The following is a 17859-nucleotide window of genomic DNA, read 5'->3' on the forward strand; positions in this document are numbered from 1 at the left end:
AACGCCTGATGGGGGAAAATCCCCCGCAAAATCGACGGGAGAACCGCATGCCGAGCCTGATTTATTCCTTTGCCCAACTGGAAGCCTTCACCGCCGTAGCCGAGCACGGCAGCCTGGCGAAAGCCGCGCTCAAGCTGGGCAAAGACCGCACGACGCTGCGCGATTTGATTGATTTTCTAGAGGATGGCTTGGGCTATGCGCTGTTCCTGCGCGAGGGGCGCAGCCTGCACCTGACGCCGGAGGGTGAACAGCTGCAACGCCAGGCGCACCTGCTGATGCGCCAGGTGAAAGCGTTTGAGGCGTTTGCCAAAGACGTGCCGAAGAGCGCAGTGCAGGAAATCTCACTGGTCTACGATCCCTTCACGCCCCGCGCGCTGCTGCAGGCGCTGATTGCCGCCATGGCACAGCGTAACACGCGTCTGAGCCTGATTAACGCCTCGCGCGACGAAGCGGAAAGGCTGCTGGCAAGCGGCCAGGCCGATCTGGGCATCTGCCAGGCACGCCACCGCAGCGTGGGCGACGCCATGGAGTGGCGCGCCTTAGGGGCGATAGAGATGGATTTTTACGCCGCCAAAACGCTTTTCCCCGGCGCGGAACAGCCGCTTTCGCTGCTGGAGCTCTCGCTCACGCCGCAGGTGATCATGCACCCGGATTCTGACGAACCGGTGGCGCGCCGCCTGCAAATTTCAGGGCATACCATTTTCACCAACGAACTGGAGATGCTGCGCGCCCTGCTCGAACAGGGCTGCGGCTGGGGATTCCTGCCGACGCATATGCATGCGGAACGGTGGAAAAACGTCAACACGCTGCGCACCGAAGTGGGCAGCCAGGGGATCAGCCAAACCATGGTGACCATCTGGAAGCCGGGCAATGACCGACGGGCGCTGATTGATGAGACGCTGGCGCTGTTGCCAGGGTTGTGGCGGGGGGTTAGCTTTGCCAGAATACTGTTCTAATTGACTAAATTTATTGGGTCGGTGAGAAAAAATGGGAATAAATTTGAAGTGCTATAGCTAGTAGTCTATCTTAGTGTTGCTTATTAAATCGCTATCAGGTTAGAAGTTGCCGCATTTTCCCCGATGGACACTTCACCGTCCAGTCCTTTCCTCACTGCTCTTTACGTGACGGTATTGGTGGCTGGGCGACCATGGGCGAGAAGCGGATGTTAGTAGTTGTTCTTATAAATGATAAAAATGTGACTTACATACCGCTGTCTTAATCAGTCAAGCTCCGATCAACGGACTTAAGGTAATAATAAAAAAATCTTCTTTGCAAAATGCAAATTTTCCTTTTGCATCAGAATAGATAGTTAATTAACTGACTTATAATCAAGGAATTGAATTATTTCCTTCCTACACCCCACATATAACCGAGGATTTTATGTCTTTAAATTATCTTGATTTAGATGATTCAACCAAAAAATTCATGCTCAAAGAAATTAAATTCGATCAAGAGAATAATAGTTTCTATTTAAGCAACTTTCTTACTATTCAAGGTAAAACTGTGTGGCCATCTTTGTTAGAAGAAGCATCTCAATATGATGATGCATGGCTTGAACAAGAAATTCTAAAGAGGGGTTTACTGGCCACCCATTACCCTCGGAGAAAGCCTAACAGCACTGAGATGATTCAGGCTAAAGTCCCTCACACTGCTGCTCAAACTTTAGCGGAGGGAGAATTCAATCGTTTATACGCCCGAGGCTTGAGCTCGCGAGCAAAAGCAGAAGGAATTGAATTTGTTGAAGCTTACAGAGCAAGACACTCAGAAAACCCTCGCCCAGAATCTCAAGCTATAATAGGGAAAAAGTTCCGACCTGAAGAAATCCTTGAGGATTTACGTAATAACCCAGGCGTTGATACTGCATTAGGAGTCCCTCCTGGCCCTAATTCCGGAATAACAATTAAACTTGTTAAGTAAAAAAATAATTAAAGGTACTTTCGAAATTTAAATCCCTAAGTGCTTTTATGATGTTCATATTCAAATCTCCTGCAATATGGGAGATTTGAGTATGGTTGTCCCTCTAGAGCGATCTGCGGACATTACTAACAGCATTCTGTATGAATAACGGGGGAGCAGATCATTCCTGCCCTCACGTCGACGCCTATCTATCATGCAGTCGTTCTTTGGATCAAGACGCGTTCTGAAATGATTTTTTTATGTATATGCTGAATTCTGGGGCATAGAGTAAAACTTTCAAATTGCCAGAAAAAGAAATGAGCGATTAAGTTGTCGCGTAATACCGGATATTTCAGCGATTCATCAGGAAATCATCGACCAGGCTGCTGCACATTCTCATCGGACGATTTTACTATTCCTCAGGATCGCAGTTACTGCAATGACCTTCCATCCGGAATGCACCACATTCGCAAGGTTCCATAGGAACAAAACCATCCATCTTGCTGTATTCACATTTATACCAGAGACAGACACCGGCCCTTTTTTCCGGTAAATAAATTACGGATGGGGCACTACATTCCGGACATTCCTGAAAATCCCAAATTTGCAGATTATTCAGGCTGAAACCACAACAGATACAGTGAGTCCGTGTCGGAAAGCTTTCACCTTGGTAAAGGATAAAATGTGAAAAACTCTCACAAACGGGACAAAGCGCAAGGGTGTATTCCTGGTTAACAGTTATATCAAGAAATTGTTGCTCAAGAGCGATGATGTCTTGACGTAAATCAGAGTTCCATGAATTTTCGGTCTCATCTGACTGAATGATGACGAATGCGGGACGAAAAATTTGTTGGTACAGTTCACTCAGTTGCATTGCCAGTTCTTGCGGACGAACCTCAAGGGCAAAATGCTGAAGGTTATTACGCAACTGCCCCACCGTTTTCATCATTTGTAACGCAGATTCAGAAAATTCGGCTGGGTAATATGTCTTTAACAGCTTACAAAGCTGGCTGACGTTGACAGATTTACACTGGTGTAATTCTGACTCGGTTGGATGCGCCGGATCCACACATTTTTCCTGAAGCGATGCTGGATTAAAAATCGCTCCAGACCCATTGCGCGAAACTACGGCCTTCAACAACAGCTCAGCGGCCTGAAAGAGGTTAAGCAGGCACTGTTTGTAGTCACGTCGATCATGCCCTTCTAGCGCTTTGTTAAAGTAGTCCAGCCCGGTTTCCACTGAATCCAACGCATTTTCTAGTAAGTTAAAACGGACCATAGCCCCCCCCCCCCCCGAATAGGCATCGTCGTCATGCCAGCACTTCCGCCAGTTACACAGATAGTGATTGTACCCACGAATATTGGAAGCCTATTTTAGCACGTTTAACTTTAGTAGTACTGACACAACACTCATGGAGCGAACTAATTGACTTTTGGGCGCGTGTTTTTACAAACTCACTCCAATGCTGTATAGTTCGTAAAGAGTGAATTTAGCTAGTGCATCCAATGGCTCAATTCCTATGCCTACAATTCTCATCACAGCTCTCCCAATAGTCGCATTTATCCGTTACCTCAACGTGTTACTTAACGATTACGTTAGTAAGGAGAAGCCTATGAGTAAATTATTCCGCCATGTAGTACTATATGTATCTTGTTTCATTGAAACTTTTTGGGCTGGGGTGATAAGTGTAGTAGCGGGTCTGATGTCGGGCGGTGTCCAACTTATTTTGGCACTAGCTAAACCTTCTCAATTTTTGTTTTTTTTACTTAAAGCACTCACACCCATAAATATTATTTAAATCAATAAACTAAGTCACTCCACGCATATTTTCCTTATCATAGTCTTTCTTGTTTTTTGTACTCAACATGATCGTTTCCCCTTTCTTTAATACACAGTGTGATTAGCGACGTCTTCTGCTGGAACGAAGTGGACGGGTTAATTGAGCTGAATGCCAGCTATGCGCTAGGAACGGATATTGAAGCCGCTAATATGTGCGGCTTCGTTCTAACGACAAAACAGTAATAAAAAGAGCTGCTATCGCAAATACGGTTGCTACGTTTTAGTCAAATTGAACATACTCAGATTGATTTATACTAAGGCCTTGATCTACAGCCTCCGTATCATTTTCAAATATGTCAATCTTTACAACAAATTTAGGAAGGCCAAAACTTTTCAGAAAACCAGTCGCAATATTTCTTGAAGTTTCATCAAACTCTAAATCTAATCCTTGGAAATATCGACTTGATAACATCATAGATAGAGGTAACCCATGGCGATAGAGAAGCGTGTCTTTATTACCAGTTGCCACAGCTAAGTTAAGAGGAACACAGACTGCTTTTGTCACTCCAGTAAAAGGAATGCAATAACCTCTTAGGTAACGGTAGTGTTCAATATCCTCTGAATATAATGAACTATTAAGAAAGTTTGTTATTTCTTCATAATCATAAAGTAGATATTGTGAGTGTGGTGCATTTTTAAGTATTTTCTTCGCTTGAGAAGTTTTTATTGCACTGAAAGTTGTTTTTCTCCAGTCTCTTTTTTTTGCTTCTAAGAAAGCGGCCCCATGAATTGATGTTCCATCTTTATAGCTAATATTGACTACTAATGCTACGTCTCCGAAATTATTTTCATAAGTACCTTTAAGCTTGTATGCTTGCCAGTTAATATTTCTTTTTTGGTCTTTACCTACTAGATTGATACCACGTAACTCATTTCTAAGATCGGCAAGCAATTTTCGTGTAATGAAATCCTCGTCCCATTCGTGGCCAGAATGATTGCTAACAGACGTTCTTATTATTTCTTCAATTCTACCAGTGAATTCAGTCAATTTATATTCCATCCGAGAACTCCTTTGTAAAATATATTGAATAAATAAAATTTATTGAATTCCAAAGTTAACACTTTTGGTTACATCTATCATATGGTTTAATCACACAATTTGCATAAACAACATGATAACGATAATATTTTATCAAAAATTTGCCTATAAATTTAGCCAGTGATTTCCTAAGGGCTCCTTTGACCCAAACAGAAAAAGAAGGGTCGTCTAGATATCTGCCAGTCTCTGTTCCTGGCACTAAGTCGTCAGGTTAAAAGAACATGACGTCTGCTAAGAGCGAAGAACGGATGCTAAAGAAATCCGTTCATGTCCGTAATAAGAAGATCGCGGTCAGTCTTACTATAGGGCGGTTCCATCTACAAACTTAGAAAACCTTCAATTAGTACCTAGAAACTTGCATACGCTTTTAAGACACTTTGACCGAGAATTCTAGCGGTTGCCAAATATAAAAATTGTTTAGGCTGAGTGTTTAAGAACTCACTCATAAGCCACTGCTCTTTGTCAGAGAATATTTCGTCAAACATGTATGGATGATAACGCGTTATCGAACCCAGGTAGAACATTACCATATATATTATGGACTCTTGGCTGTAACGGCCAATTGATGAATTTGATAAGTACATTGTATATCCGCTATTGCCAATAAAGTACCAAATGCCTTTTCTCTGTATTTCCTTGCTTAATTCAGCATAGTCTTTTCTTGTTGGCGTATAAGTGGGCATTATTATTTTGCAAGTGTAATAAAACACCCCCTCTTCATCTTCTACTATCGAGTACCCTTTTGCTGAGAGACTTGTCATGTCGGTATCAGAACATTGGAGTTCTGCCTTAAAGATTAGCTCTTTTCCTTTTTTGTATAATTTGTAGTTCGCTATCTTGTAAAAGACCTCGGTCTGATTATAGATTTCAGAATAGGCTCTATGGACTCCCACGCAATGATTTAGAAGTTCTTTAACATTTATGGATATATCAGTGGTAGCTATATTAGGATCAAATATCGATACGATTTCATGCGCAACTTGTACGATATTAATTTTTTGTTTTTGCTTTGTGATTGTTGACTGCGAAAATTTATTATTATGATCCTCCTTCATTCCGTGCATGTACATTTTCCTGGGCCCATGCGTACCCGAAAGATTTATTATGATTTTAGATAAATTTAGAAATGAATAGTAGTAAAGGAGAGGCTGGCTTTTCACTGGACTAGCTTCTGCTGTTATATAAAAGTGTTTTGCTTGTTCGAGAAGAGACCTTAAAAAATCCTCTCCTTTACGTTCATTGCTCGCCTTCTTTATAACATAGTCCCAGAATGCCCAGATATCTGATATTACGATCTTCTCATTTTTCCCCAGGGTTACCAATGAGGAAGGTTTTGAGAAAAGCGGAAAGCCATATTTTATTTCTACTTCAGTCAATTTCATTCTCCAGGTAAAGGTATATAATTTTTATTCGAGAGTGAAACCTGTGGTTCAGGCCAATGCAGTAAACTATCTGTACATTACACTCCTTTCGCTAATTTTCAATCAACTATGTGCTAGCAAGCCACTTAATTTAGTAGTGCCTTTTATCCAGCGACCTGTAACATGCATCTATAGATTAACACTCTGCAATGCTTGTTACTTCCGCTTTTGGCACAAAGCAGCCTTTCGTACCAGCCATCTCCTGTAGAATACTTATTAATAAACCTTCCGGTAAGAGAATATAGTCATGCAAATAATTGAATAAAACATTAATCAACAAAATTTATTATTGAATGTATTTACACTTTGTTATCTCCCTCATCCCCCAACTCCCCCCTAGCACCGCCCCCGCCCTTTCCCTACAATAAGGGATCTGTTGAGGCATAACGCAAGGAAAGACGGTGTCGAAAGCCAATCCCAATGCCACTATCGTGGATATCGCCCGCCGCGCCAGGGTGACCAATATCACCGTTTCCCGCGCCTTCAATAAGCCCGAGCTGGTCAAGCCGGAAACCCGCGAGCGCATTCACGCCATCGCCAAAGAGCTGAACTATGTGCCCAACGCCTTCGCGCAGGGGCTGAAAAGCAGCAGCAGCCAGATTATCGGCATCGTCACCAGCAGCATGTACAACCCGTTCTATTCCGGCCTGATCAAGACCGTGTCGCGCATTGCGCGTCAGCAGGGCTACCAGATCATGCTGTTCGACACCGACGGCAGCGAAGAGGCGGAAATGCGCGCCATTCAGGCGCTGTTCGGCTACAAGGCGCGCGGCATCCTGCTCTCGGCGGTGCGCGACGACAAGCGCTACCGCCCCGCCTATCTCGAGCTGGCGGAGGTGTACGGCGTGCCGCTGATCCTGATTGACCGCGATCTCTACGATCAGCAGCTGAGCGGCGTGTTCCTCGATAACCGCGAGATCGGCGTGCTGGCCGGCCGTTATCTGGCGGAGCAGCCGGAGCAGAAGCTGCTGATCATTGGCGGCCCGTCGGATTCGGAGATCACCTTAACGCGCACCGCCGGCATCGTCGCGGCGCTGCAGGGCAGCGGGCGTGAGATTCATATCATCAACGGCGACTACGATTTCACCTCGCAGGAAAGCGAGGTGCGCGCCTATCTGGCGCAGCCGGAGAACCGCCCAGATTACATCATCGGCCTGAACGGCATCATCACGCTGGGCGCCATCGCCATCTGCCACGAGATGGGGCTTTATGAGCAGGTGAAGTTCTTCTCGATAGACGAACCGCCGCGCGCCGGCGCTTACGGCCTGCATATTCCGGGGGTGTATCACGATACGCAGAAACTGGGGGAGATCGCCGCGGAGCTGCTGTTCAGCGCCATTCACAGCCCGCGCGGCGAGCTGCCGGTGCGCAGAGAGTTCTTCACCGGCTCGCTGTTGAATCGCTGACGGGCGCTATTGCCCGTAGTAGGCGTGTTTGCCGTGCTTGCGCAGGAAATGTTTGTCCAATAGTTCCGGCTGCATCGGGGCGATGGCCGGCGCCAGCTGGCGCGTCGCCATCGCCATGATCGCCACCTCTTCCAGCACCACCGCATTGTGCACCGCATCCGCCGCGTCCTTGCCCCAGGCGAACGGGCCGTGGGAGTAGACCAGCACCCCCGGCACCTGCTGCGGATCGCGCCCCGCCTGATTGAAGGTCTCGATAATCACCTTGCCGGTTTCCCCCTCGTAATCCCCGGCGATCTCCGCCTCGCTCATCGGCCGGGTACAGGGAATGTCGCCGTAAAAGTAGTCGGCGTGGGTGGTGCCCAGCGCCGGGATCGGCTGCCCGGCCTGCGCCCAGATGGTGGCGTTGCGGCTGTGGGTGTGCACCACGCCGCCGATATCGGCGAAGGCGCGGTACAGCGCCAGGTGAGTGGCGGTGTCGGATGAGGGTTTGCGGTGCCCTTCGCGCACCTTGCCCTCCAGATCCACCACCACCAAATCCTCCAGCGTCATCGCCTCGTAGGCGATGCCCGAAGGCTTGATCACCACCAGCCCGCTCTGGCGGTCGATCGCCGAGACGTTGCCCCAGGTAAAGGTCACCAGCCCGTATGCCGGCAGGCTGAGGTTGGCGGCCAGCACCTGCCGCTTGAGTTCGTTCAGCATGCGATGCCTCCATCATTCATCTGTTGTTCGATCCAGGCCTTGGCCTGGGCAATGCGTTGCTTGTCCTGCCCGTCTTCGCGCGCCCACATCTCCAGCAGGTAGGGGCCGCGATAGCCGAGCGCGTTGAGCACGGCAAAGGCGTGGGCGAAATCCACGCAGCCCTCGCCGAACGGCACGTCGCGAAACTGCCCGGCGCTGCTCGGCCCCACCGCGACGGTGTCTTTGAGGTGCACGGCGGTGATGCTGCCGATGCCCAGCGCCAGCTCGGCGGCGACGTCGTTGCCCCAGGCGCTGAGGTTGCCGAGATCGGGATACACCGTGAACCACGGGCTGTTGACGTGGCGGGCGATGTCGCGCCATTTGCTGATGCTGTTGATGAACGGCGTGTCCATCACCTCCACCGACAGCATCACCTGCGCCCTGGCGGCCTGCGCCGCCGCCCACTGCATGCCTTCGATAAAGCGTTCGCGGCTGTGGCGATCGGCGGGTTCGTAATAGACGTCGTAGCCCGCCAGCTGGATGTTGCGGATGCCGAGATCCGTCGCCAGTTCCAGCGCCTTGCTCATCAGCATCCGTGCCCGCTCACGGGTGGCGGCGTCATGGCTGCCGAACGGGTCACGCCGGTGCGCCGACAGGCAGAGGCTCGGCACCGTCACCCCGCTGTCGAGCCGCGCCTGGATAAACGCCAGCCGCTGGCGGCGATCCCAGTCCAGCCGCTGCTGGCGCGCCGGCTGTTCGTCGATCGACATCTCCACAAATTCAAAGCCCAGCTCGGCGGCGGTGGCCAGCCGCTGCGGCCAACTCAGATCGGCGGGCAGCGCCTTTTCATACAGCCCCAGACAGGCGGCGTTAGTCGTTTGCATCAGTCACCTCACTCAAAGCCTGAGCGACCGCCAGATAGCGCGCCTGCTGGGCGCGCAGGCGCCGATGGGCGGCGGTCGCGGGATAATAACGGCGCAATTTGGGCGGCGCGGCGGCGATCGCTTCGGCGAACCCGGCGTACTCCCCGGCGCCGACGGCGGCGCACAGGGCGGCGGCGCGGCAACCACTCTGGCGCGTTTCCACCACCTCAAGCGGCAGGTTGCCGGCGTCGGCGTACATCTGCATCCACACCTCGGACTGCGTCGGCCCGCCGGTCATGCGCACCCGCTCGATGCGCGGGTTCAGCTGCACCATGCGCTCCTGATGGATCAGGTGCGAGAACACGATGCCCTGGTAGATCGCCTGCACCACGTCTGCCATCTCGTGGTGGGCGCTCAGGCCAATCAGCCCGCCCGGCGTGTTGCCACCGAGGTTGGAACCGTACAGATAAGGCAGGAACAGCAGCCCGCTCGGCTGCTCGCGGCGTTCGGCCACCCAGGCATTGAACTGGGCGTAGCGCTGCCGGTCGTCGGCGCAGAACTGGCGCAGGAACCAGGCCAGGTTGCCGGCCGAGGTCGGGCTGCCTTCGTGCGCGAAATAGCGGCCGTCGATGCAGTAGCGCCCCCAGGCGTAGGGATAATCGGCGGGAATGATGCGCTCGGTCACGCAGGTGGCGATCGACCAGGTGCCCGCCACCGCGCTGAGCGTGCGGTCGTCCGCCACGCCGGAGCTGAGCGCCGCGCCCACCACGTCGAACAGGCCGCCGTACACCGCGGTGCCCGTTCGCAGGCCGCACTGCGCCGCCGCCGCGGCCGTCACCCGCCCGGCCAGCTGCGCCGAGCCGATCACCGGTGCGGTTTTCTCCTGTGCCTCTTCGATGCCGAAGGCCGCCATCAGCGCCGGATCGTAAGCGCCGCTGTGCTGATTGAACAGGTTGCTGCCGGAGATGTTGGTCACCTCGGCCGCCGCCTCGCCGGTGAGGCGAAAGCGCAGGTAGTCGTGCGCCATCAGGATGCGATCGACGGCGGCGTACTGCGCCGGTTGCTGCTGCTTCAGCCAGCGCAGCAGCAGCGCCGGGTGGCTGGGCCACAGCGGCTGCAGGCTGCGCGGGTAGGTCTGCGCGTCCACGCCGGCGCGGCGCAGCTCAGCCACCGTGGCCGCCGCGCGGTTGTCCGAAGAGAGGATGCCGTTGCCGACCGGTTTGCCGTGGCGGTCGATGGCGTACAGCCCTTTGCCGTGCGCCGAGAAGCTGACGCCGCGCACCTGCCCGGCATCCAGCCCCGCCGCGTGCAGCGTCTGGCGGATCGCCGCGCACACGTCATCCCACAGCGCGTCCATATTGCGTTCGCTGAAGCCCGGCTGGGCGGCAATCGCCGCGCCGTCGCGCTCGGCGACTGCCAGCTCTTCACCGCTTGCCCGATACAGCCCGGCCTTGATCACCGTGCCGCCGACGTCTATGCCAAGAAAGACTGACATCGCGCCTCCTATTTGCGCCGCACGGAGCTGAGGTAGATGGCGGCCAGGATGATCCCCCCCTTCACCACGTTCTGGATATATGGCGACACGTTCATCAGATTGAGGCCGTTGTTGAGCACCCCGAGCATCATCGCCCCCACCAGCGTGCCGACGATGGCTCCGCGCCCGCCGGAGATCGCCGCCCCGCCCAGCACCACCGCGGCGATGGCGTCCAGCTCGAAGCCTTCGCCGGCGTTGGGCTGCCCGCTCATCAGGCGCGAGGTCAACACCAGCCCGGCCAGCGCGGCGGTCAGGCCGCTGATCACGTACACCAGCATCTTGTAGCGCGGCACGCGGATGCCGCTCAGCCGCGCCGCCTCTTCGTTGCCGCCCATCGCATAGACGTAGCGGCCGAACGGCAGCTGGTTGAGCATCAGCCAGGCCAGCACGTACACGCCGAGCATGATCAGGATCGGCACCTGGATGCCCAGCACCGTGCCGCGGCCGAAGAAGGAGAAGACGTCGGGCAGGCCGGAGATCGGGTAGCCGCCGGTATAGAGCAGCGCCAGGCCGCGGGCGATGCCCATCGACGCCAGGGTGACGATGATCGGCGGCATGCGCAGATAGGCGATGCAGGCGCCGTTGGCCAGGCCGAACAGCGCGCCGACCGCCAGCGCCGCCACCATCGCCAGCGGGATCGGCACCGCCGCCAGCATCAGCCCGGCGGCGACCGAACCGGCCAGCGCCATCACCGGCCCCACCGAGAGATCGATGCCGCCGGTCAGGATGGCGCAGGTCATGCCCACCGCGATGATGGCGTTGATCGACACCTGGCGCGCCACGTTGGTCAGGTTGTTGACGCTGAGGAAGCTGTCGTTCAGCAGGCTCATCAATACGAACAGGACAGCGAAGCCGATAAACGGCAAGACCGCCGGGTGATGCAGCAGTTTTTCCCAGCGCTTACCGAGGCTGGGGCCGGCGGCGCGGCGCGCCACGGCGGGTTGTTCAATTCCGATCATAAGGCACTCCCGGTCGCGTGAAGCATGATGTGGTTGGATTCGATGTCGTCGCCGGTCAGCTCGGCGACGATGTGGCCGCCGCGAAACACCAGCACGCGGTCACACACGCCGATGATCTCCGGCAGTTCGGAGGAAATCATGATGATGGAGATGCCCTGCTGGGTCAGTTGCTGCATCAGTTGGTAGATCTCGGCCTTGGCGCCCACGTCGATGCCGCGCGTCGGTTCGTCGAAGATCAGGATGTTGCAGTCGTTGTTGAGCCAGCGGGCGATCACCACCTTCTGCTGGTTGCCGCCGCTCAGGGTGCTGACGGCGGTCTCGGCGTCCGGGGTTTTCACGCCCACGGCGCGGATCAGCCGCTGCACCACGTCGCGATCCTGGCGGGCGCTGACGAAGATCTTGCCGCGCCGGTGGTGCCGATTGAGGGTGATGTTCTGCGCCACCGAGAACGGCAGCACCAGGCCCTCGGTTTTGCGGCTCTCCGGCAGCAGACCGATGCCCTGCGCCAGCGCCTGCGCCGGGGAGCGCAGCGCCGCCGGTTGGCCGCCGAGGCTGACGCGTTTGCGGTGGCAGCGGCTGGCGCCGATCAGCGCCGAGACGGTCTCGGTGCGCCCGGATCCCACCAGCCCGGCGAAGCCGAGGATCTCGCCCTTGTGCAGGTGGAAGCGGTCGGTCGCGCCGTGCTTCTCGCGCTGGATCTCCGCCTCCAGCAGCACCGTCGCGGTATCGACCGGGTGCTGTTTCACCGGGAAGGCGTTCTCGATTTTGCGCCCGACCATCAGCCGCACCAGCTCTTCCACGTTGGTGTCGCCGGTAGCCAGCGTTTCGATGTAAGCACCGTCGCGCAGCACGGTGATGCGATCGCAGATGGTGAAGATCTCGTCCAGGTGGTGCGAGATAAACACCATGCCGACGCCCAGCAGCCGCAGATCGTTCATCACGCTGAACAGGTGCTCGGCCTCGCCCGGCGTCAACGTGGCGGTCGGTTCGTCCAGCACCAGCACCCGTGCCTCCAGCGACAGCGCCTTGGCGATCTCAACGAACTGCTGCTGCGCCACGCTCAGCTGCTCCACCGGGCAATCGAGATCGATAGCCACCGTCAGCCGCTTGAAGATCGCCTCGGCCTTGCGCCGCATCGCCCACCGATCCAGCAGGCCCCAGCGGTTCCTGATCTCCCGGTTGAGGAAGATGTTGTCGATGGCGCTCATGTAGGGAATCAACGAGAATTCCTGAAAAATAATGCCGACGCCGGCCTCGATCGCCTGGCGATAGTTGTTAAAGCGGCGCTGCTCGCCGTCGATAAAAATATCGCCCTCGTCCGGCTGATAGATGCCGCACATGATTTTCACCAGCGTCGATTTGCCGGCGCCGTTTTCGCCCAGCAGGGCGTGCACTTCGCCGCGTTGAATGGCCAGATCGATGCCGTCCAGCGCCTTCACGCCGGGAAAACTCTTCTTTATTCGCTTCAGTTCCAGTAAAGGTGTCACCGCATTGCCCTCCGCGCCGAACGCCCCGCCGCAGCGGGGCGAACCTGGCCGCTGTTACCAGCTAAAGCCGGCCGCATTGCTGCGGTCGATCAGCTTCACTTTGACCGGCACGGTTTTCGGCACCGTGGCGCCCCAGTAGCGGGCCAACGCAATGCCGAGCGCGATGCGCAGCTGGTCGCGCGGGAACTGCGCCGAGGTGGCGATGAACGGCGAGTTCGGCTTGAGGATCTCTTTGATGGCTTCCGGCTGGCCGTCGACGCTCACCAGCTTGACCTTGGCGCCGTTGCTTTCGATCGCCGCCAGGGCGCCGAGCGCGCCGACGTCGTTGACGCTGAAGATGCCCGCCAGATCCGGCGCCGACTGCAGCATGTTTTCGGTCACGGTCAGCGCGGTGTCGCGCTCCTGCTTGCCGTTTTGCTTGGTGACAATCTTGATGTCGGGGTATTTCTTCATCGCCGCTTCAAAGCCGCGCACGCGCTCCAGGATCGGCACCACCGGGATGCCGTCGAGGATCGCCACCTTGCCTTTGCCGCCCAGCGCTTTCGCCAGGTACTCGCCCGCCTGGAAGCCGGCGTCGTAGTTTTCCGAGCCGACGAACGAATCCAGCGGCCCTTCCGCCTGAGCGTCGATCGCCACCACCACCGCGCCGGCCTTATGGGCGGAGATCACCGCCGACTGCACCCCCACCGAATCGGTCGGGTTGATCAGCAGGATATCCACCTTCTTCTGCAACATGTCCTCCACGTCGCCGATCTGTTTGGCGACGTCATGGCGCGCATCGGCCACGTATACCTTGGCGCCGATATCCGCCGCCGCCTGATCCAGCGCCTGCTTCATAGTGACGAAGTAGTCGTTGTTCATCTCCTGGAACGACATACCGATAGTGATTTGCTTGGCCAGCGCCCCATGGCTGGCCGCCAACATTCCACCGGCGACGATAAAAGGCAGGGTCTTTTTGAATAATGAAAACATAGCCAATTCTCCTGTAGGGAAGCTTCTTGTTGTGGTTATCAGAGCAACAGCATGTCTTTACGTTTGGCCGACCGGCCGGCCCCCCATTGCGAGCGGGCCAGCGGTCGGGACTGCAACCGCGGTACAGCGGGAGGGTCAGGGAACCAGGATCACCTTGATGGAGTCGGTCGAGTCCGCCAGGGCGAAGGCTTCGTCCCAGTCGTTCAATGCATAGCTGTGGGTAACCACGCCATTGGAGGTCACCAGCCCGCGCTCGAACAGATCGATGGCGATTTCATAGCTGTAGGGCGCCAAGTGCGCGCCGCGAATGTCCAGCTCTTTGCGATCGCCGATGATGGACCAATCGACGGTGGTTTCCTTGCCGAACACGCTGAACTCCACGAAGCGGCCCAGCTTGCGGATCATCTGCAGCCCCTGGGTGACGCCGATCGGCGCGCCGGTGGCCTCGATGTAGACGTCGCAGCCGTAGCCGCCGGTCAGCGATTTGACGATCTGGTCGGCGTCTTCCTTCAGCGGGTTGATCACCACGTCGGCGCCGAACTCCTTCGCCAGCGCCAGCCGCTCGTCGATGGCGTCGATCACGATCAGTTTCTTCGGCGTCTTCAGGCGCGCTACCTGCACCATGCACAACCCCAGCGGCCCGGCACCGGCCAGCACCACCACGTCGTCCAACTGGATGTCGCCGCGCGCCACGGTGTGGATGGCGCAGGCCATCGGCTCGATCAATACCGCGTCTTCATGGCTCAGGCTTTCCGGGATCTTGTGCACGATGGCGTTCTCGGAAAAGCGCATGTACTCCGCCATGCCGCCCTCCGCCACGTCTTTTTGGAAACCGTAAATGTTATGCGTCTCACACATCCAGTAGCTGCCGGATTTGCAGTAGCGGCACTCCCAGCACGGCACGATCTGCTCGGCGATCACCCGCTCGCCGAGCCGGTATTTGCCTTCCGCGCCCTCGCCCAGCGCGGCGATGCGGCCGTAGAACTCGTGCCCCGGCACCACCGGCGGTTTGACCCACGGGTTCTCCCCCCAAAACATCTGCGCGCCGTTCTTGCACTTGCAGTCGCCGGCGCAGATGCCGCAGCCTTCCACCTTGATCACCAGCTCGCGCGCCTTCGGCAACGGCGTGGGCACCTGTTCGAAACGATAGTCCTGCGGGCCGTGGCAAACGACCGCGCGCATTTTTTCCGGCAACTGGCTCATCTCTTCCTCCAATACACTTGTTAAACGCTTGAATTTTCTTAATGTTGACGTTGTCATTTTTATCAAACAAAAAACAACAAACGCTATAAAGTGATAAATTTCAATAGATTAATCATAAAACACTCAGAAAACCAAAAATGACAACGTGAACATAGAGCAACATATAACCAAAGCTGCAAAAATAATTATTTGATCAAAATCACATATCGTTAACATTGCGGCTAAAAATGCTACAAATGCGGATCGCGATCCCATTTACGGGATCGGCGATCCGGGGGGATCCGCTAAATCAGCAGGCGCACGCGATCGTAGATCTGGCGATCTTCCGGCCGCGACGATCGCGCCTGCTGGCGCAGGGTGCGCACCAGCGTGTCGATAAACGCATGGGCGGCGGCGCTCAGAATGCTGTTGCGCCGGGTGACGATATTCAGCTGCACCGGCCGGCAGCTCTCCCGCAGCGCCAGCGGTTGCAGGCGAGAGGCGAACTGCGGCAGCGCGGCAATCGGCTGCGGACAGCAGGTACACATTTCGGCGAACTCCACCAGAGCCTGCAGCATGCCGAACGAATGCGCCTGGATAATGCGCTGGCGCGGCAGGCGCACGCCGTGGCGAAGAAACACCTCGTCGAACAGCGCATCGAAACTTTCCGGGGTATAGCTCATCACCCAATCCTGTTCCAGCAGCTGATGCAGCGAGGTACTGTGCGCCAGCGGGTGGCCGCGCCGCACCATGTACGCCGTTTCATACTCCAGCAGCGGCTCGCAGTGGAACTCCTGCGGCGCCGACGACGCCGGCAGCGGCGTGATGGCAAAGTCCATCGTGCCCTCGCGCAGCTGCGACTGGGCGTTGGCCATCAGGCTTTCCGACAGTTCCAGCCGCACCGCCGGCATCTTGCTGCGAAACGCCATCACCGCCGACGGCAGCACCGTCAGCATCAGCCAGGGGGTGATCGCCGCCTTGACCAGATCCGCCGCCCGCCCGCGCAGCGCCGCCATTTCCCCCTGCGCCTGCTCCAGCTGGTTCAGCACCAGCCGGGCGTGCGCCAGCAGGGTTTTGCCGTAGGGGGTAAAGCCCAGCCCGGTCGGCGTGCGGATCAGCAGCGGCAGCGCCTGTTCCTGCTCCAGTTCGCGCAGCGCACGGGTCACCGCCGCCTGCGACAGCCCCAGATGCCGCGCCGCCGCGCGAATGCTGCCGCTGTCGGCGCTGGCCACCAGCGCCTGCAGTTGGTGCAGTTTCATGTTCACCTCCTGACAATCATAGGTTGTCAGCATAACTGAACGGCGGCTACCCGGCAAAAACGGAGTTTGCTAGTCTCGATGCCTACCCCTCTGCCCCATTCCCCGCCCGTTGGCCGGGACCCTTTGCCGGAGACCGTGATGAGCCCTTCACTCGTACTGCCTGAGATCGCCGCCGTTCATGATGAGATGGTCGCGCTTCGCCGCCACATTCACGCCCACCCGGAGTTGGGCTTCCAGGAGTTCGCGACGTCAGATCTGGTGGCGCAGCGGCTGGAGGAGTGGGGTTACCGCGTCACGCGCGGCGTAGGACAAACCGGCGTTGTCGCTACACTGCAGCGCGGGCCGGGAAAATCGCTCGGCATCCGCGCCGACATGGACGCCCTGCCGATCGCCGAAACAACCGGCTTGCCGCACGCCAGCACCCATGCCGGGGTGATGCACGCCTGCGGCCACGACGGGCACACCGCCATGCTGCTGGCGGCGGCGCGCTGTCTGGCGCGGCAGCCGAACTTCAGCGGCACGCTGCACCTGATCTTTCAGCCGGCGGAAGAAGGCGGCGGCGGCGCCAGAGTGATGATTGAAGACGGCCTGTTTGAGCGCTTCCCCTGCGACGCGGTGTTCGCCATGCACAACGTGCCCGGCTTCCCCACCGGCCACCTGGGCTTCGCCAGCGGCCCCTTGATGTGCTCGGCCGATACGGTGCACATCACCCTGCACGGCCACGGCGGCCACGGCGCGGTGCCGCAGAGCACCGTCGATCCGGTGGTGGCCTGCGCGGCCATCGTCATGAGCCTGCAAACCATCGTGGCGCGCAATATCGATCCGCAGGAAACGGCGATCGTCACCGTGGGGGCGATGCAGGCCGGCCAGGCCGCCAACGTGATCCCGGCGACCGCCACCCTGACGCTCAGCGTGCGCGCGCTGACGGCGGCGGTGCGCGCACGGCTGGAACAGCGCATCACCGAGCTGGTCACGGCGCAGGCCGCCAGCTTCGGCGCCCGCGCGGAGATCGACTACCGGCACGGCTACCCGGTGCTGGTGAACCACCCGGCAGAAACCGAACTGGCGCGCGCGGTGGCGCTGGACTGGGCCGGAGAGAGCCAGGTTATCCCCACGCTGCGGCCGTTTACCGCCAGCGAAGATTTCGCCTTTATGCTGGAGAAGTGCCCAGGCAGCTACATCTCGATCGGCAACGGCCCCGCAACGCCGGGCAATTCCCTGCACAACCCCGGCTATGACTTCAATGACGACAACCTGTCGGTAGGCGCCACCTACTGGGTCAAATTGGTCGAGCGCTTTTTGGCTCGCCCCACTGTTTAATCG

General features: G+C 56.6%; 16 protein-coding genes. 5 read left to right on the forward strand and 11 right to left on the reverse strand.

The window, feature by feature from the left end; genetic code table 11:
- Window positions 1-47 precede the first annotated feature (47 nt).
- Complete coding sequence (locus ACJ8MK_RS09645) at window positions 48-956, forward strand: LysR family transcriptional regulator (protein WP_442517700.1); 909 nt, start codon at window positions 48-50, stop codon at window positions 954-956.
- Between the two features lie 424 nt (window positions 957-1380).
- Entirely contained in the window at window positions 1381-1917 is a 537-nt protein-coding gene (locus ACJ8MK_RS09650) for a hypothetical protein (RefSeq protein ID WP_442517701.1), read from the forward strand.
- Window positions 1918-2308: 391 nt separating this feature from the next.
- On the opposite strand, the gene ACJ8MK_RS09655 is transcribed toward ACJ8MK_RS09650, so the two are convergent.
- Window positions 2309-3175 (reverse strand): hypothetical protein, encoded by an 867-nt coding sequence (locus ACJ8MK_RS09655; RefSeq protein WP_442517702.1) that lies wholly within the window; start codon window positions 3173-3175, stop codon window positions 2309-2311.
- 334 nt (window positions 3176-3509) lie between these two features.
- Between ACJ8MK_RS09655 and ACJ8MK_RS09660 the strand changes: the two genes are divergently transcribed.
- On the forward strand, window positions 3510-3695 hold the full coding sequence (locus tag ACJ8MK_RS09660; protein WP_442517703.1) for a hypothetical protein: 186 nt from the start codon (window positions 3510-3512) through the stop codon (window positions 3693-3695).
- Window positions 3696-3956: 261 nt separating this feature from the next.
- Here ACJ8MK_RS09660 and ACJ8MK_RS09665 read toward each other — a convergent pair whose 3' ends face one another.
- On the reverse strand, window positions 3957-4736 hold the full coding sequence (locus tag ACJ8MK_RS09665) for a hypothetical protein (RefSeq protein WP_442517704.1): 780 nt from the start codon (window positions 4734-4736) through the stop codon (window positions 3957-3959).
- A 386-nt stretch (window positions 4737-5122) separates the two neighbouring features.
- Window positions 5123-6151: a YaaC family protein gene (locus ACJ8MK_RS09670; protein WP_442517705.1), complete on the reverse strand. Its 1029-nt coding sequence runs from the start codon at window positions 6149-6151 to the stop codon at window positions 5123-5125.
- A gap of 446 nt (window positions 6152-6597) precedes the next feature.
- On the opposite strand from ACJ8MK_RS09670, the gene ACJ8MK_RS09675 reads away from it, so the two are divergent.
- Window positions 6598-7602, forward strand: a complete 1005-nt coding sequence (locus ACJ8MK_RS09675; protein WP_101427150.1) for a LacI family DNA-binding transcriptional regulator — start codon at window positions 6598-6600, stop codon at window positions 7600-7602.
- A 6-nt stretch (window positions 7603-7608) separates the two neighbouring features.
- Here ACJ8MK_RS09675 and araD read toward each other — a convergent pair whose 3' ends face one another.
- From araD to ACJ8MK_RS09715, 8 genes are all read right to left on the reverse strand, one after another.
- Window positions 7609-8301, reverse strand: coding sequence for an L-ribulose-5-phosphate 4-epimerase (araD, locus tag ACJ8MK_RS09680; RefSeq protein WP_033632583.1), 693 nt, complete (start codon window positions 8299-8301; stop codon window positions 7609-7611).
- Window positions 8295-9164, reverse strand: a complete 870-nt coding sequence (locus ACJ8MK_RS09685; protein ID WP_172905192.1) for an L-ribulose-5-phosphate 3-epimerase — start codon at window positions 9162-9164, stop codon at window positions 8295-8297. The genes araD and ACJ8MK_RS09685 overlap by 7 nt, the downstream gene beginning before the upstream one ends.
- Window positions 9151-10638: an FGGY-family carbohydrate kinase gene (locus tag ACJ8MK_RS09690; RefSeq protein ID WP_442517706.1), complete on the reverse strand. Its 1488-nt coding sequence runs from the start codon at window positions 10636-10638 to the stop codon at window positions 9151-9153. Before ACJ8MK_RS09690 ends, ACJ8MK_RS09685 begins: the two co-directional genes overlap by 14 nt.
- A gap of 8 nt (window positions 10639-10646) precedes the next feature.
- A complete protein-coding gene (locus ACJ8MK_RS09695; protein WP_038877882.1) occupies window positions 10647-11636 on the reverse strand; it encodes an ABC transporter permease in 990 nt (329 codons plus the stop codon).
- Complete coding sequence (locus ACJ8MK_RS09700) at window positions 11633-13123, reverse strand: sugar ABC transporter ATP-binding protein (protein WP_442517707.1); 1491 nt, start codon at window positions 13121-13123, stop codon at window positions 11633-11635. The genes ACJ8MK_RS09695 and ACJ8MK_RS09700 overlap by 4 nt, the downstream gene beginning before the upstream one ends.
- 54 nt (window positions 13124-13177) lie before the next feature.
- The gene (locus ACJ8MK_RS09705) at window positions 13178-14095 is read right to left on the reverse strand and encodes an ABC transporter substrate-binding protein (protein ID WP_015378502.1); all 918 of its coding nucleotides are present in this window, start codon (window positions 14093-14095) and stop codon (window positions 13178-13180) included.
- Between the two features lie 135 nt (window positions 14096-14230).
- Window positions 14231-15298, reverse strand: coding sequence for a zinc-binding dehydrogenase (locus tag ACJ8MK_RS09710; protein WP_103772886.1), 1068 nt, complete (start codon window positions 15296-15298; stop codon window positions 14231-14233).
- A gap of 284 nt (window positions 15299-15582) precedes the next feature.
- A complete protein-coding gene (locus ACJ8MK_RS09715) occupies window positions 15583-16536 on the reverse strand; it encodes a LysR family transcriptional regulator (RefSeq protein ID WP_442517708.1) in 954 nt (317 codons plus the stop codon).
- 138 nt (window positions 16537-16674) lie between these two features.
- Here ACJ8MK_RS09715 and ACJ8MK_RS09720 point away from each other — a divergent pair, with 138 nt between their 5' ends.
- Window positions 16675-17856: a M20 aminoacylase family protein gene (locus tag ACJ8MK_RS09720; RefSeq protein WP_060388049.1), complete on the forward strand. Its 1182-nt coding sequence runs from the start codon at window positions 16675-16677 to the stop codon at window positions 17854-17856.
- The last annotated feature ends 3 nt before the right edge of the window (window positions 17857-17859 follow it).

It is taken from the genome of Serratia sp. CY38905 (assembly GCF_052168875.1).
Classification (GTDB): domain Bacteria; phylum Pseudomonadota; class Gammaproteobacteria; order Enterobacterales; family Enterobacteriaceae; genus Serratia; species Serratia sarumanii.

Excerpts from the sequence above, each read along its gene's own strand:
- ACJ8MK_RS09720 (WP_060388049.1), top strand. The coding sequence starts at position 16,675 with ATGAGCCCTTCACTCGTACTGCCTGAGATCGCCGCCGTTCATGATGAG.
- ACJ8MK_RS09690 (WP_442517706.1), bottom strand. The coding sequence starts at position 10,638 with ATGTCAGTCTTTCTTGGCATAGACGTCGGCGGCACGGTGATCAAGGCC.
- araD (WP_033632583.1), bottom strand. The coding sequence starts at position 8,301 with ATGCTGAACGAACTCAAGCGGCAGGTGCTGGCCGCCAACCTCAGCCTG.
- ACJ8MK_RS09705 (WP_015378502.1), bottom strand. The coding sequence starts at position 14,095 with ATGTTTTCATTATTCAAAAAGACCCTGCCTTTTATCGTCGCCGGTGGA.
- ACJ8MK_RS09715 (WP_442517708.1), bottom strand. The coding sequence starts at position 16,536 with ATGAAACTGCACCAACTGCAGGCGCTGGTGGCCAGCGCCGACAGCGGC.
- ACJ8MK_RS09655 (WP_442517702.1), bottom strand. The coding sequence starts at position 3,175 with ATGGTCCGTTTTAACTTACTAGAAAATGCGTTGGATTCAGTGGAAACC.
- ACJ8MK_RS09710 (WP_103772886.1), bottom strand. The coding sequence starts at position 15,298 with ATGAGCCAGTTGCCGGAAAAAATGCGCGCGGTCGTTTGCCACGGCCCG.
- ACJ8MK_RS09660 (WP_442517703.1), top strand. The coding sequence starts at position 3,510 with ATGAGTAAATTATTCCGCCATGTAGTACTATATGTATCTTGTTTCATT.
- ACJ8MK_RS09695 (WP_038877882.1), bottom strand. The coding sequence starts at position 11,636 with ATGATCGGAATTGAACAACCCGCCGTGGCGCGCCGCGCCGCCGGCCCC.
- ACJ8MK_RS09645 (WP_442517700.1), top strand. The coding sequence starts at position 48 with ATGCCGAGCCTGATTTATTCCTTTGCCCAACTGGAAGCCTTCACCGCC.
- ACJ8MK_RS09665 (WP_442517704.1), bottom strand. The coding sequence starts at position 4,736 with ATGGAATATAAATTGACTGAATTCACTGGTAGAATTGAAGAAATAATA.
- ACJ8MK_RS09650 (WP_442517701.1), top strand. The coding sequence starts at position 1,381 with ATGTCTTTAAATTATCTTGATTTAGATGATTCAACCAAAAAATTCATG.
- ACJ8MK_RS09685 (WP_172905192.1), bottom strand. The coding sequence starts at position 9,164 with ATGCAAACGACTAACGCCGCCTGTCTGGGGCTGTATGAAAAGGCGCTG.